The 26,754-nt window shown below is 70.8% G+C and carries 22 protein-coding genes; 6 read left to right on the forward strand and 16 right to left on the reverse strand.

Translation table 11 applies throughout. The features are described 5' to 3' along the window. Nucleotides 1-137: 137 nt before the first annotated feature. From ACFYO5_RS01885 to ACFYO5_RS01900, 4 genes are all read right to left on the reverse strand, one after another. Entirely contained in the window at nucleotides 138-1,760 is a 1,623-nt protein-coding gene (locus ACFYO5_RS01885; protein WP_356559030.1) for a cytochrome bc complex cytochrome b subunit, read from the reverse strand. Beyond that, entirely contained in the window at nucleotides 1,757-2,815 is a 1,059-nt protein-coding gene (locus ACFYO5_RS01890) for a Rieske 2Fe-2S domain-containing protein (protein WP_356559032.1), read from the reverse strand. Before ACFYO5_RS01890 ends, ACFYO5_RS01885 begins: the two co-directional genes overlap by 4 nt. Beyond that, complete coding sequence (locus tag ACFYO5_RS01895; RefSeq protein ID WP_356559034.1) at nucleotides 2,812-3,624, reverse strand: c-type cytochrome; 813 nt, start codon at nucleotides 3,622-3,624, stop codon at nucleotides 2,812-2,814. The genes ACFYO5_RS01890 and ACFYO5_RS01895 overlap by 4 nt, the downstream gene beginning before the upstream one ends. Before the next feature lie 65 nt (nucleotides 3,625-3,689). After that, nucleotides 3,690-4,310: a heme-copper oxidase subunit III gene (locus ACFYO5_RS01900; protein ID WP_356559036.1), complete on the reverse strand. Its 621-nt coding sequence runs from the start codon at nucleotides 4,308-4,310 to the stop codon at nucleotides 3,690-3,692. 179 nt (nucleotides 4,311-4,489) lie between these two features. Here ACFYO5_RS01900 and ACFYO5_RS01905 point away from each other — a divergent pair, with 179 nt between their 5' ends. Further along, nucleotides 4,490-4,891, forward strand: coding sequence for a hypothetical protein (locus ACFYO5_RS01905; RefSeq protein WP_388703059.1), 402 nt, complete (start codon nucleotides 4,490-4,492; stop codon nucleotides 4,889-4,891). Nucleotides 4,892-4,977: 86 nt separating this feature from the next. On the opposite strand, the gene ACFYO5_RS01910 is transcribed toward ACFYO5_RS01905, so the two are convergent. The 4 genes from ACFYO5_RS01910 to coxB form a co-directional block, all read right to left on the reverse strand. Then, nucleotides 4,978-6,234: an Ig-like domain-containing protein gene (locus ACFYO5_RS01910; RefSeq protein WP_388703061.1), complete on the reverse strand. Its 1,257-nt coding sequence runs from the start codon at nucleotides 6,232-6,234 to the stop codon at nucleotides 4,978-4,980. A 130-nt stretch (nucleotides 6,235-6,364) separates the two neighbouring features. Continuing rightward, the gene (locus ACFYO5_RS01915) at nucleotides 6,365-6,763 is read right to left on the reverse strand and encodes a cytochrome c oxidase subunit 4 (RefSeq protein WP_388703064.1); all 399 of its coding nucleotides are present in this window, start codon (nucleotides 6,761-6,763) and stop codon (nucleotides 6,365-6,367) included. Then, nucleotides 6,760-8,496 (reverse strand): cytochrome c oxidase subunit I, encoded by a 1,737-nt coding sequence (ctaD, locus tag ACFYO5_RS01920; RefSeq protein ID WP_356559044.1) that lies wholly within the window; start codon nucleotides 8,494-8,496, stop codon nucleotides 6,760-6,762. The genes ACFYO5_RS01915 and ctaD overlap by 4 nt, the downstream gene beginning before the upstream one ends. Then, nucleotides 8,493-9,452: a cytochrome c oxidase subunit II gene (gene coxB / locus ACFYO5_RS01925; RefSeq protein WP_356559046.1), complete on the reverse strand. Its 960-nt coding sequence runs from the start codon at nucleotides 9,450-9,452 to the stop codon at nucleotides 8,493-8,495. The genes ctaD and coxB overlap by 4 nt, the downstream gene beginning before the upstream one ends. 292 nt (nucleotides 9,453-9,744) lie before the next feature. On the opposite strand from coxB, the gene ACFYO5_RS01930 reads away from it, so the two are divergent. Beyond that, nucleotides 9,745-11,121 carry a cysteine desulfurase/sulfurtransferase TusA family protein gene (locus tag ACFYO5_RS01930; protein WP_388703065.1) on the forward strand — a complete coding sequence of 459 codons (1,377 nt, stop codon included), beginning with the start codon at nucleotides 9,745-9,747 and terminating at the stop codon, nucleotides 11,119-11,121. 24 nt (nucleotides 11,122-11,145) lie between these two features. Here ACFYO5_RS01930 and ACFYO5_RS01935 read toward each other — a convergent pair whose 3' ends face one another. Further along, complete coding sequence (locus ACFYO5_RS01935) at nucleotides 11,146-12,120, reverse strand: carbohydrate kinase family protein (RefSeq protein ID WP_356559050.1); 975 nt, start codon at nucleotides 12,118-12,120, stop codon at nucleotides 11,146-11,148. Nucleotides 12,121-12,249: 129 nt separating this feature from the next. Between ACFYO5_RS01935 and ACFYO5_RS01940 the strand changes: the two genes are divergently transcribed. Together ACFYO5_RS01940 and ACFYO5_RS01945 are read left to right on the forward strand one after the other, a co-directional pair. Then, nucleotides 12,250-12,459, forward strand: a complete 210-nt coding sequence (locus ACFYO5_RS01940) for a hypothetical protein (protein WP_388703067.1) — start codon at nucleotides 12,250-12,252, stop codon at nucleotides 12,457-12,459. Between the two features lie 314 nt (nucleotides 12,460-12,773). After that, nucleotides 12,774-14,885 carry a hypothetical protein gene (locus ACFYO5_RS01945; RefSeq protein WP_388703070.1) on the forward strand — a complete coding sequence of 704 codons (2,112 nt, stop codon included), beginning with the start codon at nucleotides 12,774-12,776 and terminating at the stop codon, nucleotides 14,883-14,885. A 126-nt stretch (nucleotides 14,886-15,011) separates the two neighbouring features. Here the strand turns inward: ACFYO5_RS01945 and ACFYO5_RS01950 are convergent, their stop codons facing one another. Next, nucleotides 15,012-15,368, reverse strand: a complete 357-nt coding sequence (locus tag ACFYO5_RS01950) for an iron-sulfur cluster assembly accessory protein (RefSeq protein WP_030794551.1) — start codon at nucleotides 15,366-15,368, stop codon at nucleotides 15,012-15,014. Nucleotides 15,369-15,649: 281 nt separating this feature from the next. Here ACFYO5_RS01950 and nadA point away from each other — a divergent pair, with 281 nt between their 5' ends. Then, nucleotides 15,650-16,834, forward strand: a complete 1,185-nt coding sequence (gene nadA, locus ACFYO5_RS01955) for a quinolinate synthase NadA (protein ID WP_388703073.1) — start codon at nucleotides 15,650-15,652, stop codon at nucleotides 16,832-16,834. Nucleotides 16,835-16,899: 65 nt separating this feature from the next. Here nadA and ACFYO5_RS01960 read toward each other — a convergent pair whose 3' ends face one another. The 6 genes from ACFYO5_RS01960 to ACFYO5_RS01985 form a co-directional block, all read right to left on the reverse strand. Next, on the reverse strand, nucleotides 16,900-19,203 hold the full coding sequence (locus ACFYO5_RS01960; RefSeq protein ID WP_388703075.1) for a serine/threonine-protein kinase: 2,304 nt from the start codon (nucleotides 19,201-19,203) through the stop codon (nucleotides 16,900-16,902). Nucleotides 19,204-19,301: 98 nt separating this feature from the next. Further along, complete coding sequence (locus ACFYO5_RS01965) at nucleotides 19,302-22,406, reverse strand: efflux RND transporter permease subunit (RefSeq protein ID WP_388703078.1); 3,105 nt, start codon at nucleotides 22,404-22,406, stop codon at nucleotides 19,302-19,304. 178 nt (nucleotides 22,407-22,584) lie between these two features. Further along, entirely contained in the window at nucleotides 22,585-23,268 is a 684-nt protein-coding gene (locus ACFYO5_RS01970) for a response regulator (protein WP_388703081.1), read from the reverse strand. Beyond that, on the reverse strand, nucleotides 23,265-24,485 hold the full coding sequence (locus ACFYO5_RS01975) for a sensor histidine kinase (RefSeq protein ID WP_388703083.1): 1,221 nt from the start codon (nucleotides 24,483-24,485) through the stop codon (nucleotides 23,265-23,267). The genes ACFYO5_RS01970 and ACFYO5_RS01975 overlap by 4 nt, the downstream gene beginning before the upstream one ends. A 186-nt stretch (nucleotides 24,486-24,671) precedes the next feature. Continuing rightward, nucleotides 24,672-24,950 carry a hypothetical protein gene (locus ACFYO5_RS01980; protein WP_356559066.1) on the reverse strand — a complete coding sequence of 93 codons (279 nt, stop codon included), beginning with the start codon at nucleotides 24,948-24,950 and terminating at the stop codon, nucleotides 24,672-24,674. A 34-nt stretch (nucleotides 24,951-24,984) separates the two neighbouring features. Further along, nucleotides 24,985-25,761, reverse strand: coding sequence for a PspA/IM30 family protein (locus ACFYO5_RS01985; RefSeq protein ID WP_356560027.1), 777 nt, complete (start codon nucleotides 25,759-25,761; stop codon nucleotides 24,985-24,987). 289 nt (nucleotides 25,762-26,050) lie between these two features. Between ACFYO5_RS01985 and ACFYO5_RS01990 the strand changes: the two genes are divergently transcribed. After that, nucleotides 26,051-26,680: a DUF3043 domain-containing protein gene (locus tag ACFYO5_RS01990; RefSeq protein WP_356559068.1), complete on the forward strand. Its 630-nt coding sequence runs from the start codon at nucleotides 26,051-26,053 to the stop codon at nucleotides 26,678-26,680. Nucleotides 26,681-26,754: the final 74 nt, after the last annotated feature.

The following is a 26,754-nucleotide window of genomic DNA, read 5'->3' on the forward strand; positions in this document are numbered from 1 at the left end:
GCCGCTCCTGGGTCAGTGTGGTCCCGCTGCACGGGACGCGCGTCTCGACTGGTCCACCCTATCCAGGCCCGGACAGGGCGAAGGGCCCCGTCCGTACACCGGACGGGGCCCTTCGGCGGTGCGTGGCGACGCAGCGATCAGTGGTGGCCGTGGCCGCTCGTGATCTCCTTGTACTCCTCGACGGTCGGCTTGGAGACCTGGCTCTCCTCGCCGTAGTACGCCTCGCTCAGCTTGGCGCGGACCTTCTCGGTGCGCTTCACCTTGCGCTCGACGCCGTTCTCGTCGACCGTCGGGCCGATCTCGGCGGGCCGGTACTGCTCGTGCGAGGTGAGCGTGTAGAGCGCCTCCTGGCTGAGCGGCTCGTGCACCTCGATGAACTCACCGTGCGGCAGACGCTTGATGGTGCCGGTCTCACGACCGTGCAGCACCTTGTCCTTGTCGCGGCGCTGGAGGCCGAGGCAGATCCGCTTGGTGATCACGAAGGCGATGACCGGTCCGGCGAAGAAGCCGATCCGCACGAACCAGGTGACCGCGTTGATCGACAGGTGGAAGTGGGTGGCGATGATGTCGTTGCCACCGCCGATCAGCATGATGATGTACCCGGTCACCCAGGCGACACCGAAGGCCGTACGGGTCGGGGCGTTGCGCGGACGGTCCAGGATGTGGTGCTCGCGCTTGTCCCCGGTGACCCAGGACTCGATGAACGGGTAGAGCGCGATCACCGCGAGGAACAGGCCGAACAGCACCAGCGGGATGAGCACGCCCAGGACCAGCGTGTGACCCCAGAAGTTGATCTCCCAGCCCGGCATGGCGCGGACCAGACCCTCGGCGAAGCCCATGTACCAGTCGGGCTGGGCGCCCGTCGACACCTGGTCCGGCCGGTAGGGGCCCATGGCCCAGATCGGGTTGATGGACGCGATGCCGGCGATGAGCGCGATGAACCCGAAGACCAGGAAGAAGAAGCCTCCGGCCTTGGCCATGTAGACCGGCAGCAGCGGCATGCCGACGACGTTCTTGTTGGTCCGTCCGGGACCCGCGAACTGCGTGTGCTTGTGGTAGAAGACCAGGATCAGGTGGCCGACCACGAGCCCGAGCATGATGCCCGGCAGCAGCAGGATGTGGATCGAGTAGAACCGCGCGACGAAGTCGCCGCCGGGGAACTCCCCGCCGAACAGGAACATCGAGATGTACGTGCCGACGATCGGCATGGACAGGATCGCGCCCTGCGTGAAGCGGACACCGGTGCCGGAGAGCAGGTCGTCCGGGAGCGAGTAGCCGGTGAAACCGGTGAACATGCCCAGGACGAACAGCAGGAAGCCGAACAGCCAGTTGATCTCGCGCGGCTTGCGGAAGGCGCCCGTGAAGAAGACGCGCATCATGTGCACGAACATGCCGGCGAGGAAGATGACCGCGGCCCAGTGGTGGATCTGGCGGATCAGCAGACCACCGCGCACATCGAAGGAGATGTGCATGGTGGAGTTGAAGGCCTCGGACATCAGCTGGCCCTGGAGCGGGACGTAGCTGCCGTGGTACTCCACCTCGTTCATCGACGGGTGGAAGAAGAGCGTCAGGTACACACCCGTGAGGATGATGATGATGAAGCTGTAGAGGCAGATCTCACCGAGCATGAAGGACCAGTGGTCCGGGAAGATCTTGCGCATGTTGGCCTTGGCCAGGGAGTAGATCCCCAGGCGGCCGTCGGCCCAGTCGGCGACCCGCTCGCCCGCGGGTGCCTTGCGGCGGTCGTCCTTGTTACTCATCCGCGCTCCCAGAAGGCAGGACCGACGGGCTCTTCGAAGTCGCCGAGCGCCTCGAGGTAGCCCTCGTCGTTCACGCCGATGCGCAGTTGCGGCAGGGCGTGACCGGCGGGACCGAAGATCACTCGGGCACCGTCGGACAGGTCGAAGGTGGACTGGTGGCAGGGGCACAGCACGTGGTGGGTCTGCTGCTCGTACAGGGAGATCGGGCAACCGACGTGGGTGCAGATCTTCGAGTACGCCACGATGCCGTCGTGCGACCACTCGAGTTCGCGCTTGTCCTTGATGTCGTCCGGCTGGATGCGGACGATCATCAGGGCGGCCTTGGCGATCTCGTTCTGGAACTCGTGGTCGTCCTCCTCCAGGCCCTCGGGCTTGGCGAAGGTGAGGGAGCCGACCGCGACGTCCGAGGGACGCAGCGGCTCGTTGGTGTTCATGTTGACGAGCAGCTTGCCCTTGGCCCACAACGTGTGGCGCAGCTTGTCCTCGGGCAGCGGCCCGAGGTCGCGCAGCAGGACGACACCGGAGAGCGGGAACAGCGCCAGCGCACCGAACATCGTGTTGCGGATCAGCTTGCGGCGGCCCAGCGCGGACTCCTTGGCGCCGTCCCGGAAGTCGGCCATGACCTTGGCCTTGACCTCGGGCGCCGCCTCGATCGCGTGCCGCTCGTCGGCGACCTCCACGTCGGACATCAGCGTGCGGGCCCAGTGGACCGCGCCCGCGCCGATGCTGAAGAGGGCCAGGCCGAGCGTCACGCCGAGCGCGAAGTTCAGCGCGCTGACGTGCCCGAGCGGGAAGATGAAGACCGTCCGGTCGGGCGGGATCGCCACGTAGGAGGCGATGAACCCGACGGTGGCCAGCATCGACAGGGTGAACAGGAAGGCGACCGCACGCTCGGACCGCTTGGCGGCCCGCTCGTCGATGTCCTGCACCCGGTGCTCGTGCGGCGGCAGCCCGGGGTCGGCGAACGGGTTCTTCTCGTCCGCGACGCCTACGGCTCCATGGGCGTGGTCCTGCTCAGCGGGCAGGTTCTCTTCTGGAATGTCTTGGCTACTCATGACTTCTTGGCCTTTGCGGTCCGAGCGGCAACCCATACGGCGACGGCGATCAGACCGCCCAGTCCGAAGATCCAGCCGAACAGTCCCTCGGCGACCGGCCCGATGCCGCCCAGCTCGAGACCGCCGTAGCTGGCCGTCTCCTCGCCGTTGACCGCGTGCAGGTAGGCGATGATGTCCTTCTTGTTCTGCTCCGACACCGTGGTGTCGGGGAAGGAGGGCATGTTCTGCGGGCCGGTCTGCATGGCCTCGTAGATGTGCTTCGGGTCCACGCCTTCGAGCGTCGGCGCGTACTTGCCCCGGGTCAGGGCGCCGCCCTTGCCGGTGAAGTTGTGGCACTGCGCGCAGTTGGTGCGGAACAGCTCACCGCCCTTGGCGATGTCCGCGCCGTCGGGGCCGTACTCGGACTTGGTGGGGACGGACGGGCCGGCGCCGAGCGAGGCGACGTACGCGGCGAGCTGGTCGATCTCGGCCTGCGAATAGATGGTCTTCTTGTCGGGCACCTGGGCGCCCTGGGAGGTCGCGGCCGGCATACGGCCGGTACCGACCTGGAAGTCGACGGCCGCGGCGCCCACGCCGACCAGGCTCGGACCGTCGGTGGTGCCCTGACCGCCGGTGCCGTGGCAGCTGGCGCAGCCGACGGCGTAGAGCTTCTTGCCCTCGTCGATGGCGAGGGACTGGGCGGTTTCGTCTGCCTGCGCCTTGCTCGCGGGTGCGAACGCGGCGTACAGCCCCCCGGTGCATGCCAGCGCGAGGAGTAGGACGACGAGCGCCGCCATCGGATGGCGTCGTCGTGCGGAGAGCTTTTTCACGGATTACCCCGGTGTCAGGATCTTCTGCGTCGATGCTTCTGGGACGGGTGCGGGATCGGGCCCGGCTACTTGATCAGGTAGATCGTGGCGAAGAGGCCGATCCAGACGACATCGACGAAGTGCCAGTAGTAGGACACGACGATGGCCGCGGTCGCCTGTTCGTGGGTGAACCTCTTCGCCGCGTAGGTGCGGCCGAGGACGAACAGGAAGGCGATGAGGCCACCCGTCACGTGCAGGCCGTGGAACCCGGTGGTCAGGTAGAACGCCGAGCCGTACGGGTCCGAGGAGAGCGAGAGCCCGTCCTTCTTGACCAGCTCGGTGTACTCGTACACCTGGCCGCCGATGAAGATCGCACCCATCACGAAGGTGACGATGAACCACATCCTGAGCTTCTTCACGTCACCGCGCTCGGCGGCGAAGACGCCGAGCTGGCAGGTGAGTGAGGAGAGCACCAGGATCGTGGTGTTCGTCGCCGAGAACGGAAGGTTCAGCGCATGCGCCATTTCCTTCCAGTGATCGGGACCGGTCACCGATCGCAGGGTGAAGTACATCGCGAAGAGGGCCGCGAAGAACATCAGCTCGGAACTCAGCCAGATGATGGTTCCGACGCTGGTGAGGTTCGGCCGATTGACCGACGGGTGCGCGTGCCCGGTTTCTACTGTCGTTGCTGTCGCCACGACCGACATTATGTCGGTCGCTTATCCCGCCCTCACTCCGGGGGGTGCCGTTCGGAGTGTTCGCCCCTCGTGTACTGCCCGTATGGCCCATCGCGGGCATGGTCCAACAGGTGTTGACGGCCTGTCCGGGGGAGTAGCATCCGCCCCATCGGTACCCGGAAGTTCCACTCCAATGACGCGGAGGAACCATGCAGGCGACCGCCACGGTGCTGGTCTACAGCGACGACGCCCACACCAGGGAGCAGGTGCGGCTGGCCGCCGGCCGACGGCCGGCTCCCGACGCGCCCCTGGTCGAGTTCCTGGAGTGCGCGACGCCCGCCGCCGTGCTGGCGGAGCTGGACAAGGGCGGGATCGACGTGTGCGTCCTGGACGGCGAGGCCGTGCCCATGGGCGGCATGGGGATGTGCCGGCAGATCAAGGACGAGGTGTTCCACTGCCCGCCGGTGCTGCTGCTCATCGGGCGGCCGCAGGACGCGTGGCTGGCGACGTGGAGCCGGGCCGACGCGGCGGTGACCCTGCCGGTGGACCCCGTGGAGTTCGCCGGGGCCCTGGCGGCGGTCCTGCGCCGCCGCAACCTCGTGGGCAGCTGAGGGCGGGCGCAGGGGTTGTGGGGGCGGCTGCGGGCCGCCTGGGGCTCGTCGCCCCCGCGGCGTGCGCGCGGCCCCTCGCGGGCGCGCTACGCGGCCGCCGGCCGGAGCCGTTCCGTGTCCTCCTGGGTCTTCTGTTTGCCACCGGTCAGGGCGCTGCCCTCGCGCCACTTGTTCCAGTCCAGGTTCCAGTCGCCGAAGCCGTTGCCGAAGGTCTCCATCGTGTCGCCCTCGCTGTTGACGACCTGGACGACGTCGCCCTCGCGGACGTTGTCGAAGAACCACTCGGCGTTGGCGGTGCTCATGCCGACGCAGCCGTGGCTGACGTTGGCGGAGCCCTGGGATCCGACGGACCAGGGGGCGGCGTGGACGTACTCGCCGCTCCAGGTGACGCGGGTGGCGTAGTAGACGGGCAGGTCGTACGACTCCGAGGAGCCCTCGGCGATGCCGACGGTGGTGCCGCGCATCTGGACGAAGTACTCCTTGCCCAGGACGACCTTGACGCCGTTGCGGGTCTCGAAGCCGGGCTTGCCCGTGGTGACGGGGATCTCCTTCACCTCTTCACCGTTGCGGTACAGCGTGAGGGAGTGCGAGGCGGCGTCGGTGACCGCGATGACGCGGTCGCCGATGGTGAGCGTGACGTCCTTGGCCTTGCCGCCCCAGAGCCGGTCGCCGACCTTGATGCCGTCCAGGTTGCTGTGGACGCGGACCGTGGCGTGGGCGGGCCAGTAGTCCTTCGGGCGGTAGTGCAGCGTCCCGTCGTCCACCCAGTGCCAGGCGCCCTGCACGGCGGGCTTGGAGTCGACCTTCAGGGCGCGTTCCACGACGGCGCGCTGGGCGGGGTCCTTGACGGGCCGGCTCAGTTCGGCGGTGACGGGCCTGCCGACGCCGTAGGTGCCCGCGCCGGGGCCGAAGGTGACGGTCAGGCGCTTCTTGGCGGTGGGCTTGCCGGTGTCGAAGGTGAGGACCCGGCGGCCGGGGGCCCCCTCCTCGTCCTCGGTGCTCACGCGGACCGTGTAGTGGGCGTTGGCGGCGAGCGGCTCGGTGCTGTGCCAGCGGCTGCCGTCGGCGGCGAGTTCGCCCGCCACGTAGCGGCCTGTGGCGTCCAGGGCGGTCACGTCGGTGATCCGCTCGTCGGAGTCCTCGGCCCTGATCTCCAGGGGCTTGTCCGGGTCGGCCTTCCTGGCGTCGCCGTGCGGGACGCTGAAGGAGATCCGGTCCGTCGCGTCGTACGGGCGTGAGGCGAGCGGGTTGCCGTCCGAGCCGCAGGCGGTTGCGCCCGCGACCAGGGCGATCACCAGCAGCGTGCAGCTGACGACGGTGCGGGGGCGGGGTTCGTGGCTCATGGCTTCACGCTAGGGAGCCACGTCAACCACGGCGCGCTGGGTGACACGGACGGGCTACGCCGATTACGGCAAAAGCAGGAACCCGGACACTCCTGACGGAGTGTCCGGGCTCTGTTGCGCGAGGCGCGTGCTACTGGGTGCGGTTCTCGCCGCGGTAGTACTCGAAGACCCAGCCCCACAGGCCGATGAGGATCAGCGGGGCGGCGAAGTAGAGCAGCCACCAGCCGACCGCGACCCCCAGGAAGGCGAGGGCGCCACCGACGGCCAGGGAGAGCGGCTGCCAGCTGTGCGGGCTGAAGAAGCCCAGCTCGCCGGCGTCGTCCGCGACGTCCGCCTCCTTGTTGTCCTGCGCACCGGTGTCGACCCGCTTGGCGGTGAAGCCAAGGTAGAAGCCGATCATGATGCACAGGCCGAAGGCCAGGAAGAGGGCCGTCGTACCGGCCGGTTCCTTCGACCACACGCCGTAGACGACCGCCATGGCGAGGACGAAGACGCTCAGCCAGACGAACATCGTGCCCTGGATCTTCACTTGCCGGCCTCCTTGCTGCCCGCGATGGCGTCGGCGCCGTGACCGGCGTGCTCCAGCTGCTCGAGCGCGGCGATCTCGGGGTGGTGCAGGTCGAACGCCGGGGATTCACTGCGGATCCGCGGCAGGGTGAGGAAGTTGTGCCGCGGCGGCGGGCAGGAGGTCGCCCACTCCAGGGAGCGGCCGTAGCCCCACGGGTCGTCGACGCCGACCGGCTTGCCGTACTTGGCGGTCCTCCACACGTTGTAGAAGAACGGCAGGACGGACAGGCCGAGCACGAACGAGCTGATCGTCGAGATCGTGTTCAGGGCGGTGAAGCCGTCGGCCGCCAGGTAGTCCGCGTAGCGGCGCGGCATGCCCTCGGCGCCCAGCCAGTGCTGGACCAGGAACGTGCCGTGGAAGCCGACGAACAGCGTCCAGAAGGTGATCTTGCCGAGCCGCTCGTCGAGCATCTTGCCGGTCATCTTCGGCCACCAGAAGTGGAAGCCGGAGAACATCGCGAAGACGACCGTGCCGAAGACGACGTAGTGGAAGTGGGCCACCACGAAGTACGAGTCCGAGACGTGGAAGTCCATCGGCGGCGAGGCCAGGATGACACCGGTCAGACCACCGAAGGTGAAGGTGATCAGGAAGCCGGTCGCCCAGAGCATCGGGGTCTCGAAGCTCAGTGACCCCTTCCACATCGTTCCGATCCAGTTGAAGAACTTCACGCCGGTCGGGACGGCGATGAGGAACGTCATGAAGGAGAAGAACGGGAGCAGCACGCCACCGGTGACGTACATGTGGTGCGCCCACACCGTCACGGACAGACCGGCGATCGAGATGGTCGCGGCGATCAGGCCCATGTAGCCGAACATCGGCTTGCGGGAGAAGACGGGGATCACTTCGGAGATGATGCCGAAGAACGGCAGGGCGATGATGTACACCTCTGGATGGCCGAAGAACCAGAAGAGGTGTTGCCACAGCAACGCGCCGCCGTTGGACGCGTCGAAGATGTGGGCGCCGAACTTGCGGTCCGCCTCCAGGGCGAACAGCGCGGCCGCGAGGACCGGGAAGGCCAGCAGGACCAGGACACCGGTCAGCAGCACGTTCCACACGAAGATCGGCATGCGGAACATGGTCATGCCCGGTGCGCGCATGCAGATGATCGTGGTGATGAAGTTGACCGAGCCGAGGATGGTGCCGAAGCCGGAGAAGGCCAGGCCCATGATCCACATGTCGGCGCCGATACCCGGACTGCGGACGGCGTCCGACAGCGGGGAGTAGGCGAACCAGCCGAAGTCGGCCGCGCCCGACGGGGTGAGGAAACCGGCCACGGCGATCAGCGAGCCGAACAGGTACAGCCAGTAGGCGAACATGTTCAGCCGCGGGAAGGCCACGTCCGGCGCGCCGATCTGGAGCGGCATGATCCAGTTGGCGAAGCCGGCGAACAGCGGCGTCGCGAACATCAGCAGCATGATCGTGCCGTGCATCGTGAACGCCTGGTTGAACTGCTCGTTCGACATGATCTGCAGGCCCGGACGGGCCAGCTCGGCGCGCATGAAGAGCGCCATCACGCCACCGATGCAGAAGAACGCGAACGACGTCACGAGGTACAGCGTGCCGATCGTCTTGTGGTCCGTCGTGGTCAGCCACTTGATGACGGCTTCGCCGCGGCGCTGGCGCCGGACCGGCAGCTCGTCCTCGTAGTGGGACCCTGCTGCGGCGGCACCCTGGGGTTCGTTGAGGATGCTCACAGGATGTTCGACTCCCGGTTCTTCTCGGGGCTCGTCTGCTCGATGCCCGCGGGAACGTAACCGGTCTGCCCCTTCTTGGCGAGGTCCTTGAGGTGCTGCTCGTAACGCTCGGGGGAGACGACCTTCACGTTGAACAGCATCCGGGAGTGGTCGACGCCGCACAGTTCGGCGCACTTGCCCAGGAAGGTGCCCTGCTTGTTCGGGGTCACCTGGAAGGCGTTGGTGTGGCCCGGGATGACGTCCTGCTTCATCAGGAACGGCACCACCCAGAAGGAGTGGATGACGTCACGCGAGGTGAGGACGAAGCGGACCGTCTTGCCCTCGGGGAGCCAGAGGGTCGGGCCGGGGTTGTCGGTCTGCGGGTTGCGCTCACCGGGGGTGCCGCAGGTGTAGACACCACCCGCGTCGGCCGGGAAGTCCTTCTTGTACCGGTCCGGGATCGCGGCCAGGTTCTCGTCGGACTTGGCGTCGCCGGTGGAACCGTCGACGCTCTCGATGTAGTTGAAGCACCAGCTCCACTGGAAGCCGACCACGTTGACCGTGACGTCGGGCTTCTTGTCGAGGCTGAGCAGCTTCGATTCGTCGCGGGCCGTGAAGTAGAAGAGGACCGAGACGATGATGATCGGAACCACCGTGTACAAGGCCTCGATGGGCATGTTGTACCGGGTCTGCGGAGGTACCTCGACCTTGGTGCGGCTGCGCCGGTGGAAGAAAGCACTCCACAGGATCAGGCCCCACACCAGCACGCCGGTGGCCAGTGCGGCAGCCCATGAGCCCTGCCACAGGGAGAGGATCCGCGGAGCCTCTTCCGTGGTCGGCGTGGGCATACCAAGGCGGGGGAAGTCCTCGTATGTGCAACCGGTTGCGGTCGCAAGGACCAGGCCCGCGGTCAGTGCCTGCAGCAGCTTCCGCCGCATCGGGCGCCGCGGCGAGCGGTCGGAGCCGTTGGGACTCACGTAGCGCCTTCCCGAGAGTCTCGCCCGCGCGGTCGGCTGCGGCCTTCTCGCTGGTAGGTCGCCGCCCTGCGTCGGGCAGGGGTTTGGATGTTTATGCGGACCAAACCCTACTGGACGCGTTTTGGGGTCGCGCGGGGAGGGGTGGGCAACGCGCCGGGGGTCACGCCCAAGGGTGCGAGGAGGTGCCCAATCGCTCGGGGATGCGGCTTGTTGGGCGCCTGCGGGCGGGTTTGTCGCTGGTCGCACGGTTCCCGGGCCGCCGTCCGGCTCCGCCGCGTTCTACCGTTGCCGTGTGCCCTACTTCGATGCCGCCTCCGCCGCCCCGCTCCATCCCGTGGCCCGTCAGGCCCTGTTGGCCTCGCTCGACGAGGGATGGGCCGATCCCGCACGGCTCTACCGGGAGGGCCGCAGGGCCCGGATGCTGCTCGATGCGTCCCGCGAGGCCGCGGCGGAGGCGGTCGGGTGCCGGCCCGACGAGTTGGCGTTCACCCCGTCCGGGACGCGGGCCGTGCACAGCGGTGTCGCGGGGGCGTCGGCGGGCCGGCGGCGCGCCGGACGCCACCTGATCGTGTCAGCGGTCGAACATTCCTCCGTGCTCCATTCGGCAGAGGTGTTCGAGGCCGGGGGCGGGACGGTGACCCGGGTGCCGGTCCTGCGGTCCGGCGCGGTCACCGTCGAGTCCTACGCCGGGGCCCTGCGGTCCGACACCGCGCTGGCCTGCCTGCAATCGGCCAATCACGAGGTGGGTACCGAGCAGCCGGTGGCGGAGGTGGCCGAGGCCTGCCGGGAGGCGGGGGTTCCGCTGCTCGTCGACGCGGCCCAGTCGTTGGGGTGGGGTCCGGTGCAGGGGCCCTGGTCGCTGCTGGCGGCGAGCGCGCACAAGTGGGGCGGGCCGTCGGGGGTGGGACTGCTGGTGGTGCGCAAGGGTGTCCGGTTCGCTCCCCAAGGGCCTTCCGACGAGCGGGAGTCGGGGCGCGCGGCGGGGTTCGAGAACATCCCGGCGATCGTGGCCGCCGTGGCGTCGCTGCGGGCGGTGCGGGCGGAGGCGGAGGCCGAGGCGGCGCGGCTGCGGGAGCTGACGGGGCGGATCCGGGCGGGGGTGGCGCGGTCCGTGCCGGACGTGGAGGTGGTGGGCGACGCGGAGCGGCGGCTGCCCGGGATCGTCACGTTCTCCTGTCTCTATGTCGACGGGGAGACGCTGCTGCACGAGCTGGACCGGGAGGGTTTCTCCGTCTCGTCCGGTTCGTCCTGCACGAGCAGCACCCTCACGCCGAGTCATGTGCTCAAGGCGATGGGGGTGCTGAGCGAGGGCAACGTGCGGGTGTCGCTGCCGCCGGGGACGGCCGAGGAGGACGTGGAACGGTTCCTCGCCGTGCTGCCGGGCGCGGTGGCCGGGGTGCGGGAGACGCTCGGGGCACCCACACCCACGGCCGTCGCGAGGGAGGGCGAGCTGGTCGTGGACTCCCTCGGCAAGCTGTGCCCGATGCCCGTGATCGAGCTGGCGAAGGTCATCGGGGACGTGCCGGTGGGCGGCACGGTGCGGGTCCTCGCCGACGACGAGGCGGCCCGGCTCGACATCCCCGCCTGGTGCCAGATGCGGGGACAGGAGTACGTCGGTGAGGAGCCGGCGGACCGGGGCTCGGCCTATCTGGTCCGCCGGCTCCTCTGAACCGGCCGAGGCGCGGGCCTCGCGTCAGCTCAGGTGCTTCTGGACCTCGGCCGCGGCCTCGTCGCCGTACGCCTTCGCGAAACGGTCCATGAAGTGGACGCGGCGGAGCTGGTACTCCTGGGTGCCGATGGTCTCGATCACGAGGGTGGCGAGCATGCAGCCGATCTGGGCGGCGCGCTCCAGCGAGACGCTCCAGGCCAGGCCGGAGAGGAAGCCGGCGCGGAAGGCGTCACCGACGCCCGTGGGCTCGACCTTGGCATCCTCCTCCGGGCAGCCGACCTCGATCGGGTCCTCACCGGCTCGTTCGATGCGCACGCCGCGTGAGCCGAGGGTGGTGACGCGGTGGCCGACCTTGCCGAGGATCTCCTCGTCGCTCCAGCCGGTCTTGGACTCGATGAGCCCCTTCTCGTACTCGTTGGAGAAGAGGTACGTCGCACCGTCCACCAGGATGCGGATCTCCGTGCCGTCCATGCGGGCGATCTGCTGGGAGAAGTCGGCCGCGAAGGGGATGTCCCGGGAGCGGCACTCCTCCGTGTGGCGCAGCATCGCCTCGGGGTCGTCGGCGCCGATCAGGACCAGGTCCAGACCGCCGACGCGGTCGGCGACGGTCTTCAGCTCGATGAGGCGGGCCTCGCTCATCGCGCCCGCGTAGAAGGAGCCGATCTGGTTGTGGTCGGAGTCCGTGGTGCACACGAAACGGGCGGTGTGCAGGGTCTCGGAGATGCGGACCGAGGCGGTGTCGACGCCGTGCCGGTCCAGCCAGGCCCGGTACTCGCCGAAGTCGGAGCCGGCGGCGCCGACCAGGATGGGCTTCGTGCCGAGCTGCCCCATGCCGTAGGCGATGTTCGCCCCCACCCCGCCGCGCCGCACGTCCAGCTTGTCGACCAGGAAGGAGAGCGAGACCGTGTGGAGCTGGTCCGCGACGAGCTGGTCGGCGAAGCGGCCGGGGAACGTCATGAGGTGGTCGGTTGCGATGGAGCCGGTGACTGCGATGCGCACGGCGTGGACTCTCCTGTGGGAGGTGGGTTGACAGTTCACGCTACCCGGTCGACCGCCACCGTTGAAGCGGACGAAACTACCCGATAGTAGATCTTTCTTCGCGGGCCCACCCATGCTTACGGTGCGGCTATGGCGAACCTCGAGTTCCACGCACCCGCTCCGGCCGACCTCGAAGGCGACCTGGCGTCGCTGCGGGGCGACGGCGCGCGGATGGCCGCGCACTGGAGTGCCCCGGAGAAGACCGTGGCCCGTCCCGTGCCCCTGTCCCTGATCCACGGCGTGAGCGTCCCGGCGGCCTCGGCCCGACTGCTGGAGGCGATGCCGGAGTACGGCAACTAGCGCGGGCGCGGGCGGGGCCTCGGCCGACTCCTCCGGCCCTGGTCCTTGCCCGGCGCCGCCCGTCCCCGTGCGGGGCCAGGGGCCGTTCGGGCCCGCGTCGGCAGCCCCCGCAGACCAGCCCCGAGCGCGGGCCCGTGGTGGGCGAGCCGCGGTGCGCGGACCTGGTGCGCGGACCGCCCTCGGCGGGCTCGCGCGGGCCTTCTTTCGGCTGGGGCGCCCGTAGGGGAACCGTGCGCTCCCCCGCTGCGTCCCATCGCTGTCCCCCGTCAAGGGGATGTGAGGTACGACAGCAGCGCAGCCGAAGGAGCGATGCGGTGAACACCGAGCGACCCGACAACGACGACGCCGCACGCGAGCCGAAGGGCGTGCCTGGCCCGGAGGGCGGGCGCGGCCCCGAGGGCGAGCTTGGCCCCGAGGACCAGGGAGCCGCCTCTGGGATCGCTCGGGGCGATGACTCCGTGGGCGAGGAGGTCGGCGTGCCGGGTGGTGAGGCGGGTGTGCCCCGGCCCGGACCGGAGGAGTCCGCGGCCGGTCCGGAGGAGTCCGCGGCCGGTCCGGAGGAGCCCGCGGCCGGTCCGGAGAGCGAGGTGCGGAAGCCCACAGCGGCCCTGGAGCCGGCCGCGCCCGGCGCCGTCGAGCCGTCGTCCGACGGGCGGGAGCCCGCGGCGACCGCGGACTCCGCTGTGCCTGACGCCGCCGGACCGTCGTCCGAAGGGCAGGAAGCCGAAGCGGGCACGGTTGCCCCTGACGAGGCGGGAGCCGCGTCCCACGGGCGGGTGCCCGAAGGGAACCCGAGTTCGACTGCGCCTGGCTCCGCCGGATCGGCGTCCGACGGGCGGGAGCCCACAGCCGCCCCCGACCCCGCCGCGTCCGCCTCGGCGGAGGCCCGCCCGGCGGCGGCCCAGGCCTCACCGGACGGGGCTCCCGAGCCCGTGGGCGAGGCGGAGGAGGAGAAGAACCGGGCCGGTGTTCTCGGCGGTTCGTCCGGTGACGGCGCGGGTGAGGGCGGTCGGCGGCGGTCCTCCGTGCTCGTCGCCTCCGTGGCCGCCGCCGCCGTGCTGATCGTCGGTGGCGGCGGGGCCTATCTCGCCGCCGGTGCGGGAGGGGGCGCCGACGGCGACGCCGGGGCGGCCTCGAAGGGCGGCACTCCCCCGGCGCTGGTGCTGGACGACTACGCGCCGGCGTCCGCCGCGGAGAGCGGCAACGGCATCGCGCCCGGTGAGCCGAACCCGTACGGGGTGACCTACCGGGCCGACGGCACCCTCCCGGACGGCCCCGGCTCGGCGTCCGTGTACTGGGCGAAGGGCGAGGTCACGCGGGCCGAAGTGGCCCGGCTGGCCGACGCGTTGGGGGTGGAGGGGACTCCGGTGGCCGAGGGCCGGACCTGGAAGGTCGGCTCCGGGAAGGACGGGTCGGGGCCGGTGCTCCGGGTCGAGAGCGGGGCGCCGGGCCTGTGGACGTTCAGCCGGTACGCCCCCGGCACCGACGCCTGCAAGAGCGGCGGCGACGTCTGCGCGCCGGACACCACGGCATCGTCCGCCGACCCGGTCGGTGAGGCGGCCGCGAAGAAGGCGGCGGCGCCGGTCCTGAAGGCGGTCGGGCAGGACGACGCCAAGATCGACGCGAGCAGGGTGATGGGCGCGCGGCGGATCGTGAACGCCGATCCCGAGATCGACGGCCTGCCGACCTACGGCTGGACGACCGGCGTCACGGTCAGCGCCCAGGGGGAGGTCGTCGAGGGCAACGGCCAGGTGAAGGCGCCGGTCGAGGGAGAGACGTACCCGGTGCTCGGTGCCCGGGAGACGCTGGACCGGATGAACGCGGCGCCGGGGGCCGATCACCGTATGGGCATCGGCGGTTGCGCCACGCCCGTGCCGGCGAAGGACCGGCTGGAGAGCCCGTGCGAGGGGTCGACCGGCGTGCCGCGCAAGGAGACGCTCACGGTCGAGGACGCGGTGTTCGGGCTGGCGCCGCACGCCTCGGGAGGCCGGCAGGCACTGGTGCCGTCCTGGCTGTTCTCGGTGCGCGGGACGGGCGCCGGGGAGGACTACACGGTGACGTATCCGGCGGTCGCGCCGGAGTTCCTGAGCGCGCCGCCGGCCGCCACGCCGTCCGAGGGGGCGTCGTCCTCCGGCACCGGGACGCATGACGTGCAGGTCGACGGCTACACGGCCGAGGGCGCCGAACTGGTCGTCGGTTTCACGGGCGGGGTGTGCTCCGACTACCGGGCAACGGCGGTGGAGAGCGGCAACCAGGTGAAGGTCACCGTGACCGAGACGCCGTGGCCGGACGCGATCTGCATCAAGGTCGCCAAGTTCTTCCACCGGACGGTGAAGCTCGACGAGCCGCTGGGCGACCGGACGGTCGTCGGCACGGACGGCGCGCGGGTCCCCCTGGAGAAGCCGGGAGCACGGCTGCCCCGATAGCCGCCGGACACGCGAAGGCCGCGGACAGCCGAAGGCCGCGGAAACGCGGCCGGAAGGCACCGGACACGCGGAAGGCGGCGGCCCCTCGGAGGGGGCCGCCGCCTTCCGCGTGTCCTGCGCGACGACCTAGCTGAAGGAGTCGCCACAGGCGCAGGAACCCGTCGCGTTCGGGTTGTCGATCGTGAAGCCCTGCTTCTCGATGGTGTCCACGAAGTCGATGGACGCGCCGCCCAGGTACGGGGCGCTCATGCGGTCGGTGACGACCTTGACGCCGTCGAAGTCCTTGACCACGTCACCGTCGAGGGAACGCTCGTCGAAGAAGAGCTGGTAGCGCAGGCCGGAGCAGCCGCCGGGCTGGACGGCGACGCGCAGGGCCAGGTCGTCTCGGCCTTCCTGGTCGAGCAGGGCCTTGACCTTCGCCGCGGCGGCGTCGGACAGGATGATGCCGTCGGTGACGGTGCTGGTCTCGTCCGATACGGACATCTACATCTCTCCCGGGTTGTATGGAGACTGCTTGCCGACGGTTTCAACCGGCGGGGCCGCGGATTCATTCCACGGGTCGGGCGAACTTCTCTTTCGCCCCGTTCTTTCATGCTCGCACACGCGCGGGGCGGCGAACAGCGGCCCTCGGGCGCCCGTGGGCCACCGCACACGGCGGTGCGCGGGATTCATGTCACATCGACACAATGACCATCGTCAAAGTGACGTGAAGCGGGTTATGATAGATAACGTCAGATCGACGAAAAGTAGAAAAGGTGCGTGCCGTGACCACCGCCCAGACCACGGAGCTCGACGTACAGCCGACTCCGCTCGCCCTGTTGCTGCTCGGCCGCGAGGCCGACCCGAGGAGTGAGCGGGGCGTCGAGTGCCCCGGCGACCTGCCCTCCCCGTCGGACCCGGACCTGGTGGAGCGGGCCCGCGCCGCCAAGGAGAAGCTCGGTGACAAGGTCTTCGTCCTCGGGCACCACTACCAGCGCGACGAGGTCATCCAGTTCGCCGACGTCACGGGCGACTCCTTCAAGCTGGCCCGCGACGCCGCCGCCCGCCCGGAGGCCGAGTACATCGTGTTCTGCGGTGTGCACTTCATGGCCGAGTCCGCGGACATCCTGACCTCGGACGACCAGAAGGTGGTCCTGCCCGACCTGGCGGCCGGCTGCTCGATGGCCGACATGGCGACGGCCGAGCAGGTGGCCGAGTGCTGGGACGTGCTGACCGAGGCCGGCATAGCCGAGCAGGTCGTGCCCGTCTCGTACATGAACTCCTCCGCGGACATCAAGGCGTTCACCGGCAAGCACGGCGGCACGATCTGCACCTCGTCCAACGCCGAGAAGGCCCTGGAGTGGGCCTTCGCCCAGGGCGAGAAGGTGCTGTTCCTGCCCGACCAGCACCTCGGCCGCAACACCGCCGTCCGCGACATGGGTCTGTCCCTGGAGGACTGCGTCCTCTACAACCCGCACAAGCCGAACGGCGGGCTGACCGCCGAGCAGCTGCGCGACGCGAAGATGATCCTGTGGCGGGGCCACTGCTCGGTGCACGGCCGCTTCAGCCTGGAGTCGGTGGAGGACGTACGCGCCCGCATCCCCGGCGTGAACGTCCTGGTCCACCCGGAGTGCCGGCACGAGGTCGTGGCGGCGGCGGACTACGTCGGCTCGACCGAGTACATCATCAAGGCCCTGGAGGCCGCGCCCGCCGGCTCCAAGTGGGCCATCGGCACGGAGCTGAACCTGGTGCGCCGGCTGGCGAACCGTTTCGCGCCGGAGGGCAAGGAGATCGTGTTCCTCGACAAGACGGTCTGCTTCTGCTCGACCATGAACCGCATCGACCTGCCGCACCTGGTCTGGACCCTGGAGTCCCTGGCCGACGGCAAGCTGGTCAACCGCATCGAGGTCGACAAGGAGACCGAGACGTTCGCCAAGCTGGCGCTGGAGCGGATGCTGGCCCTGCCGTAACCCTCACGCCGCAGTAGCCCTCGCGCTGCCGTGACCGGCACCGCCCCCGGCCCCGACGTGCACGCTCACGCCGGGGCCGGGGTGTGGTCCGGGTGCGCCGGGTCGACGGAGAAGACCGTCCCGTCGGGGGTGGCCACCACCAACGCGCCCGCCTGCCGGAACAGTTCCGAGGACCAGCCACCGCTCACGGCCCGGCCGGCCCGCGGGAGGGACTCCCACAGCACGGTGCCGTCGCGGGCGTCGAGGGCCGCCACCCGCCCGCTCACACTGGCCAGGAACACCGTCGCGCCACCCGGCTCCCCCATCGGCCTGCCCGGCTGTTCCTGGGTCGTCCGGCTCTGCCACAGCCGCCGGCCCGTGTCCGGCGAGACGGCGGTGACCAGGCCGTTCGATCCCGCGAAGCAGAGCACCCCGTTCACCAGGGCGACCTGGCCGCTGGGCGCCCCCACCAGCGCGACCGCACGCTGCTCCCCGCTCACGCGGTCGACGAGTACCGCGCGGGTGTACGACAGGTCGCCGAGGCCCTCCAGGCTCTCCGCGCTCTCCTCGACGAACACCAGTTGGTCGCCGCGTTCGCCGAGGTAGGCGCTGTGGACCTTGAGGGTCGTCAGCGGACGGGTCGTGCCGTCGGTCCGGTCGAGGGCCAGCAGCCGGACACCCGGGCTGTCGCCGTCGTACCTGGAGCACAGGGCGTACAGCAGACCACCGGAGGCGGCGCGGAAGGTGCAGGAGTGGTCCGCGGGCAGGGACGCGGACCAGAGGGGGTTGCCGTCGTGGAGGGAGCGGGCGGTGACCGTGCGGTCGTCCTCGACCGTCAGGGCGAGCCCACCGGCCAGGGCCGGGGCCCCGTTCTCCGCGGTCATCGGGGTGGACCACAGCTCGGTGCCGGTGCCGGCGTCCAGCGCCACGACCTTCGGGGTCTCGGTCCTCTCGTCCGACGAGATGAGCACCGACTGACGCGCCAGCACCACCCCGTCGTGCACGCCGAGGATCTGACCCTCGTACCTGACCCCGGCCGTCCCCGACGGCACGGTGTCGGCCCGCCAGCGCGTCCGGCCGGTCAGTGCGTCGAGGCGGACCGGCGCGGTGTCGCCTCCGGCGCAGTAGAGCGCCTCGCCGTCCATCGCGCAGGACGGCGTCCCCGTGTCGCCCCGTGCCTCCGGGGCGCGGGTGACGCCGCTCGCCGCGGCCTCGCGGACCGTCGTCGTCCAGGGCTGCCAGCCGGCCGGGACGGCCGCCCATCGGGAGGGCGCCGAACTGCTGGGGGAACCGCCCGCCCCGGCCGATCCGCGGTCCCGCAGCGGGCCGAGGGCGAGGGAGACCGCGAGCGCGACGGCCAGGACGCCGGAGGCGCCGACCAGGGCGAGCAGCCGGTTGCGGCGGCGCGTACCGCCGGGCGGGCCGTCCCCGCGTGCGCCGGGCAGGGCCACGGGGTCGGTTCCGCGGGGCGGGCCGGTGCCGCCCGGACGGTCCGCGGGCGGCCCGGCGGCGGCCGGTTCATGGCCCGCCGGCCCGTGGGCGGGCGGAGGCGGGTCCACGGCGGACGCCTCACCGGGCGCCGCCTCGGGCAGGACGTCGGCGAACTCCTTCCCCAGGTCGTCGAGCGGCGGCCGGTCGGCCGCGACCTTGGCCAGGCAGCGGGCCAGGACCGTGCGCAGGGCCGGCGGCAGCGCCTCCAGCTCCGGCTGCTCCTTCATCACCCGCCACGCCGTCAGATAGGGACTGTCGGCGTCGAAGGGGCCGCGTCCGGTGGCCGCGTACACCAGGAGCGCGCCCAGCGAGAAGACGTCCGAGGCGGGGCCGACCGTGCGGGCGTCCGTGAGCTGTTCCGGGGACATGAAGGGCGGGGTGCCGATCATGTGGCCGGTCTCGGTCAGCGTCTGGTTCTCGGCCGCGCGGGAGATGCCGAAGTCGATGACGCGGGGGCCGTCCTCGGCCATCAGGACGTTCGCGGGCTTGAGGTCGCGGTGGACCACCCCGGCCCGGTGGATGTCGCGCAGCGCCTCCACCAGCCCGAGCGCGAGGCGGCGCAGCTCCGTGCCGCGCAGCGGGCCGTCCGCGCGGATCCGTTCGGCGAGCGAGGGGGCCGGGACGTACTGGGTGGCCATCCACGGCCGGGCCGCCTCCGGGTCCGCGTCGACCACGGGCGCGGTGAAGGCGCCGCTCACCCGGCGGACGGCCTCGATCTCCTGACGGAAACGGGTGCGGAAGACGGCGTCCGCCGCGTACTGGGCGTGCACCACCTTGACGGCCACGTCCCGGCCGGAGCGTGATCTGGCCCGGTAGACGACGCCCATGCCGCCGGCGCCGAGGCGGTCGACGATCCGGTATCCGCCGAGCGACCTCGGGTCGTCCTTGTGCAGAGGCACCGCCTCGATCCCCTTCCCCCGTCGAGCAGTTACAGCTCACAGGATAGGAAAGCCCGGCGAGGGAAGGGACATCGGTGCCGGTCGTGCTCAGCCGCGCGTCACACGCCGGCCGGCTCCGGCGTCTTCTGCGGCTCGGCGGCCCGCTTCTTCGCCGCCTTCTTCCCCGCCCGCCGTTCCTTGCGCAGTTCGAACATCGCGTAGAGGGTCGGGACGAGCAGCAGGGTGAGCAGCGTCGAGGTGATCAGACCGCCGATCACGACCACCGCCAGCGGCTGGGCGATGAAGCCGCCCTCGCCGGTGACGCCCAGGGCCATCGGCAGCAGGGCGAAGATGGTCGCCAGCGCCGTCATGAGGATGGGCCGCAGCCGGTGCCGGCCGCCCTCGATCACGGCCTCGACGACGCCGTGGCCCTGTCGCCGGTACTGGTTGATGAGGTCGATCAGCACGATGGCGTTGGTGACCACGATGCCGATCAGCATCAGCATGCCGATCATCGCCGGGACGCCCATCGGGGTGCCGGTGACGATCAGCAGGCCGATCGCGCCGGTCGCCGCGAACGGGATGGACACCAGCAGGATCAGCGGCTGGACCAGCGACCGGAACGTCGCCACCAGCAGCATGAAGACGATCGCGATCGCCGCGAGCATGGCCAGGGCCAGGTTCTTGAAGGCGTCGTCCTGGTCCTCCGATACACCGCCGATCTCGGCCGTCGCGCCCGCCGGGAGCTTCAGCGCGTCGAGTTCAGACGTCAGGTCCGCGCTCACCGCGCCCGTGTTGTCGCCGGTCGGCCGGGCGGTGATGGTGGCCGCGCGCCGGCCGTCGATGCGGGTCATGGCGACCGGGCCGTCGACGAGCCGCACGGTCGCGATGGAGCCGAGTTCCACCGCGCCCAGGGGCAGGGCCCGGAGCTGCGCCAGCGTGGTCGCCGGAGTGGCGGAGGTGATGACGATGTCGCGCTCGGTGTCGTCCAGGATCGCCTTGCCCGCCGTCGTCCCGCGGACCGCCTGCGCGACCGCGGCGCCCAGCGTCTGCTCGTCGAACCCGGCCGCCGCGGCCCGGGCGTTCGCCCTGACCGAGATGCGCGGCACGCTCTGCGAGAGGTCGCTGGTGACGTCCGTGACGTCGTCGAGGCCGGCCACCGCGGCGCGGACCTGTTCGGCCGCCTTGCGCAGGACCTCGCCGTCGGCCGCCTTCACGACGACGCTGAGGTCCTGGCTGCCGAAGCCGTCACCGACGGCGACCGTGGTGCTGCCGATGCCGGACAGTTTCTCCAGGCCGTCCTCGATGTGGTCCTGGACGTCCTCGAAGGACGCCGAGTCCTCCAGCATCACCTGGTAGGAGGCCTGGTTGGTGTCGGTGCCGCCGCCGAAGGCCGCCATGAAGCCGGAGGAGCCGACGGTGACCTGGTAGTTCTTGACGCCCTCGGTGTCGGCGAGCAGCCGCTCGACCTTCTTGGCCTGCGCGTCGGTCGCCGCCAGGCTGGCGCCCGGCTTCAGCTCCTGCTTGACGGTCAGGACCTGCTGCTCGCCCTGGTCGAAGAAGTTGGTCTTCAGCAGGGGGGCCATGCCGAACGTGCCGACCAGGACGACGACCGCGATCGCCACGCTCGTCAGGCGGCGCCGGGTCGCGAACCGCAGGACGGGGACGTAGAACCGCTGGAGGCGGCTCCGCGCCTCCTTCTCCTCGGCCGCGCGGCGGGCCTCCTCGGCGTCCGCGGGGGTGCCCTTCGGGGGCCGCAGGAACCAGTACGACAGGACGGGGACGACCGTCAGCGACACCAGCAGGGAGGCCAGGAGGGCCGCCGTGACGGTGAGGCTGAAGGAGCCGAACAGGGCGCCCACCATGCCGCCGACCAGGCCGATCGGCAGGAACACGGCGACCGTGGTGAGGGTGGAGGAGGTGACCGCGCCGGCCACCTCGCGGACCGCGGTGAGGATCGCGGCCTGGCGCTCCTCGCCGTAGCCGAGATGGCGCTTGATGTTCTCCAGGACCACGATCGAGTCGTCGACGACCCGGCCGATGGCGATGGTCAGCGCGCCCAGGGTGAGCATGTTGAGCGACAGGTCACGGGTCCACAGCACGATCAGGGCGAGGACCACGGACAGCGGGATGGACACCGCCGTCACCAGCGTCGAGCGGATCGACGCCAGGAAGACCAGGATGACCAGGACCGCGAAGAGCAGGCCGAGCCCGCCCTCCGTGGTGAGGCCCTTGATGGACTTCGACACCGCCGGGCCCTGGTCGCTGACGACCGTGATCGACGCGCCGGCGCCGAGGTTCTCGCGCAGGGCGGGCAGTTTGTCCTCGACCGCGTCCGAGATGGCGACGGAGCTGCCGTCGTGGTCCATGGTCACGGCGACGGCGAGGCTGGGCCTGCCGTCGGTACGGGTGAGGGAGTCGGCGGGGGCCTCCTCCTGCTTGACCGTGGCCACGTCGGCGAGGCGGACCGGCTTGCCGCCCGGCCGGGCGGGGATCACCAGATCCTGGATCTGCTGCAGGGACGTGAAGCCGCCGCCGACCCGCACGGTGCGGTTGCCGCCGGCCTCGTCGAAGGAGCCGGCCGGAACGGTGACGCCGCCCGCCTGGAGGGCCTGGGCGAGGGACTGGATGGTCAGCCCGGCCTTCGCCAGCCTCGCGTCGGCCGGGGTGACGGTGACGCGCAGGTCGCGCACGCCGTCGACGGTGACCCGTCCGACGCCGTCGATGTCCTTCAGCACGGGCACGACGGTCGTGTCGAGGCGGTCGGCGAGGGCCTGCTGGTCCCCGTCCGAGGTGACGGCGAGGACCACGGTCGGCATGTCGTCCGTGGAACCGGCGACGACCTGCGGGTCCACCGAGTCCGGGAGCTGGGCGCGGGCCCGGTTCACGGCCTGCTGGACGTCGGCGACGAGTTGCTTGGTGTCGTTGCCGTAGTCGAAGGAGGCCAGGATGACGGCGTTGCCCTCGCTCGCCGTCGAGGTGACACCGGTGATGCCGTCGACCCCTTCGAGGTTGTCCTCGATCGGCTCGACGACCTGCTTCTCGACGACGTCCGGGGAGGCGCCCTGGTACGGCGCGAGCACCGACACCATCGGCAGTTCGATGGTGGGCAGGAGCTGCTGTTTGAGCTGCGGGATCGCGATCGCGCCGAACACGATCGCGATGATGGACATCAGGCCTATCAGGGCCCGTTGCGCGAGGCTGAACCTGGACAGCCAGGACATGGGTTACGGGTCTCTCTTCTGTGAGCGGCAGAAGCGGCACGGCAGCGATGGACAGGGGGCGCGAACCCGTGGGAGCGCCCTCCCTCACACCCTGGGCCATCGGCGGAGCCCGATCCGTCACCCCGAGGTCGATTTCCTTATGCCGCGCATACTCCGGGCGCAGTACGGCCGGTGGGGGTCAGTCCACCCTCGGGCGGACCAGACCGGACTCGTACGCGATCACCACGAGTTGGGCCCGGTCGCGCGCGCCCAGCTTGGCCATGGCCCGGTTGACGTGCGTCTTCACGGTCAGCGGGCTGACTTCCAGACGCTCGGCGATCCCGTCGTTGGAGTGGCCGCCGGCGACCTGGACGAGGACCTCGCGCTCCCGGCCGGTGAGCGCCGCCAGCCGTTGCGCGCGGGCCGGATCGTCCTCGTCGCCCGCGGCGTCGCCCTGGGCGAGGAAGCGGGCGATCAGCCCCTTGGTCGCGGCCGGCGACAGCAGGGCCTCCCCGCCCGCGGCGATCCGGATGGCGTTGAGCAGTTCGTCGGGTTCGCTGCCCTTGCCGAGGAAGCCGGAGGCGCCCGCCCGCAGCGACCGCACCACGTAGTCGTCGACCTCGAAGGTCGTCAGGATCACCACCCGGACGTGGGCGAGGGACGGGTCGGCACTGATCAGGCGGGTGGCGGCGAGACCGTCGGTGCCGGGCATGCGGATGTCCATCAGGACGACGTCGGCGCGCTCCTCCTTGGCGAGCCGGACCGCCTGCGCCCCGTCGGAGGCCTCGCCGACCACCTCCATGTCGGGCTCGGAGTCGACGAGCACCCGGAACGCGCTGCGCAGCAGCGCCTGGTCGTCGGCGAGCAGGACACGGATGGTCACGCGGAGTCCTCGGGGGCGGTGGAGCGGGTCTTGACGGGCAGGATCGCATGGACGCGGTAACCGCCTCCGTAGCGGGGACCGGTGGTGAGGGTGCCGCGCAGGGCGGTGACGCGCTCGCGCATCCCGAGCAGACCGTGCCCGCCGCCGTCCTCCGACGCCGGCGCGTCTCCCGCGCCGTCGTCGAGCACGGTCACCTCGACATGCGGTCCGACGCGTACGACGCTGACCTCGGCCCGGGCGTCGGGTCCCGCGTGTTTGCGCACGTTGGTGAGGGCTTCCTGGATGACGCGGTAGGCGGCCAGGTCGACGGCGGCGGGCAGCTTGGTGCCGTGGTCGGCGCGGGCCACCTCGACCTGGAGCCCGGCGCTGCGGAAGGTGCCGGTCAGCTCGTCGAGACGGTCGAGGCCGGGCGCCGGTTCGGTGGGGGCCTCCGGGTCGCCGGACTGGCGCAGCAGGCCGACGGTGGCGCGGAGTTCGTTGAGTGCGGAGCGGCTGGCCTCGCGGACGTGCGCGAGGGCCTCCTTGGCCTGGTCGGGCCGCTTGTCCATGACGTGGGCGGCCACCCCGGCCTGCACGTTGACGAGGGCGATGTGGTGGGCGACCACGTCGTGCAGGTCGCGGGCGATGCGCAGGCGCTCCTCGGCGACCCGGCGGCGGGCCTCCTCCTCGCGGGTGCGTTCGGCCCGCTCGGCCCGCTCCCGGATGGCGCGTACGACGGCCCGGCGGCTGCGGACGGCGTCCCCGGCGGTGGCGCCGATGCCCGTCCAGGCGAAGATCGCCAGGTTCTCCTGGGCGTACCAGGGCAGTGGCCCGGCCAGCATGGCGGCGCCGGTCAGGACCGTCATGGTGAGCAGGCCGACCCGCCACGTGGTGGGGCGGTCGGTGGTGGAGGCGACGGTGTACAGGGCGATGACGGCCGACATCGCGACGGGGGCGCGCGGGTCGCCGGTGACGCTCTCGGCCACGGAGCAGGTGCCGGTGAGCACGAGGACGGTCATGGGGGCGCTGCGGCGGAGGACGAGGGCGGCGCCGCTCAGGGTGATCAGCAGCAGGCTGAGGGGGTCCGGGGTGTGCAGGCTCCAGCTGACGCCCCGCTCGCCGTGCGGGGCGACGAAGGAACCGGCCAGCATGCACAGCAGAACGGTCGCGGCGAGGGCGGAGTCCAGGGCGAGGGGGTGGGCTCTCAGCCGGCGCCGGGCTCGAGCGAGGGGGGTCACTTTTCCGTACCGTCGCTTTCGTGGCCGTCGCTGGGGGCTGCTGCCGGGGCCGTGGCCCCACATCCCGCTGTCGGCCCGGACTGCCTCGTCCTCAGCCGCCGGACGGGCCGGATCGCGTGTCCTCACCCGGATCGGCCCTCCCGGACCTCGGGACCGGCGCTCCCGCACCCGGCGGGCGCGCTGTCCTCATCCGGGGATCAGCCCGTCGTCGCCCAGCATCTCCCTGACCTCGTCCAGGCTCGCTTCCTCGGCCGGGAGGATCAGTTCGGAAGGTTCCAGGGAGTCGTCCGCGAGAGGCTCGCCGAGGCGGCGGACGGCGCCCAGCAGGGCTCCGAGGGTGCGGTGGAAGCCGTCCTCGTCGCCGCTCTCCATCTCGGCCAGCAGTGCGTCGTCCAGTGCGTTCAGTTCGGCGAAGTGGGCGTCGGCCAGTGTCCACTGGCCCTCCCCCATGATCCGAACGATCATGTCGGCCTCCTCGGCTCCGGCCCCGGCGCCGACGCTACTGCTTGTCGAAGCGCGGGGTGTCCTGCGGCTGCTGCCGGCTCTGCGACGGCTCGGCGCCGCCTTCGATGGCCTGCTGCCCGGAGGAGGTGCCACCGGCCAGCTCCGCCTTCATGCGCTGAAGCTCCAGCTCTACATCCGTACCACCGGAGAGCCGGTCCAGCTCGGCCTGGAGGTCGTCCTTGGCCAGGCCGGTGGGGTCGTCCAGGGCGCCGGAGGCGAGGAGTTCGTCGAGAGCGCCGGCCCGGGCCTGGAGCTGGGCCGTCTTGTCCTCGGCACGCTGGATCGCCAGGCCGACGTCGCCCATCTCCTCGGAGATGCCGGAGAAGGCCTCGCCGATCCGGGTCTGCGCCTGCGCGGCCGTGTAGGTGGCCTTGATGGTCTCCTTCTTGGTGCGGAAGGCGTCTACCTTGGCCTGGAGGCGCTGGGCCGCGAGGGTGAGCTTCTCCTCCTCGCCCTGGAGCGTCGAGTGCTGCGTCTCCAGGTCGGTGACCTGCTGCTGGAGCGCGGCGCGGCGGGAGAGCGCCTCGCGGGCCAGGTCCTCGCGGCCCAGCGCCAGCGCCTTGCGGCCCTGGTCCTCCAGCTTGGAGGACTGCGACTGCAACTGGTTCAGCTGGAGTTCCAGCCGCTTGCGGGAGGTCGCCACGTCGGCGACACCGCGGCGCACCTTCTGGAGAAGCTCCAGCTGCTTCTGGTACGAGTAATCGAGGGTTTCGCGCGGGTCCTCGGCCCGGTCAAGGGCCTTGTTCGCCTTCGCGCGGAAGATCATCCCCATACGCTTCATGACACCGCTCATGGGCTTCGCGCGCCCCCTTCTGACGTCCAGCTCCAGCTCTGCGACAGAACCCACAGTACGGGCCCCGCATCCATTGACGCACTGTTCGGGGACGGATGCGCTCATCCCCAAGGACGACTGACCAAGGCCTTGCTCCGGCGTAAGGAGTAGGTGACCTTCAGGGTGACCGCTGCGCCACCGCTCGTCCCCTCTCCACCGGTCTGTCCCGGGTCCGTCCTCACTACAGACGACTGGTGTTGCCGGATCGTTCCCCACCGGGCTGCGGTCCATGCCCGGGGAGCGCTTACCCTTGGGTTTTGTGTTCCGTAGCCGTGCCAAGGATGAGAAGGCATCGGTCGCCGACAAGGCGCCGCTGACCGACTCCAAGCAGACCCGCGACCCGCAGGCCCCGAAGGGCAGGCCCACGCCCAAGCGCAGTGAGGCCCAGTCCCAGCGGCGCAGCGTCGCCAACACGTCGTCGTCGCGCAAGGACGCCTCCAAGCGTCAGCGCGAGGAGCGCCGAGCCCAGCTCGAGCGCCAGCGGCAGGCGCTGGCGGGTGGTGACGAGCGGTTCCTGCCGGTCCGGGACAAGGGTCCCGTCCGCAAGTTCGCGCGCGACACCATCGACTCGCGGTTGAACGTGGCGGAGTTCTTCCTGCCGATGGCCGTGGTCATCCTCGTGCTGAGCATGGTCCGGGTGGGCTCGCTCCAGTCGATCGCCCTGCTGCTGTGGCTCGTGGTGATCGTGCTGATCGTGCTGGACTCGCTCGTCACCGGTCTCCGGCTGAAGAAGCGGCTCGCCGAGCGCTTCCCGGAGCAGAACCGGCGGGGCGCGGTGGCCTACGCCCTCATGCGCTCCCTTCAGATGCGTCGGCTCCGGCTGCCGAAGCCGCAGGTCAAGCGCGGAGAGCGGCCCTGAGCACTGCTTCTTTCCCCGAGGGCGCGGCGAAGGCCCGGCCGAGCAGGCTGGGCGGGCTGCGTGACGTCGTACGG

It is taken from the genome of Streptomyces sp. NPDC006259 (assembly GCF_042870975.1).
Lineage (GTDB): Bacteria > Actinomycetota > Actinomycetes > Streptomycetales > Streptomycetaceae > Streptomyces.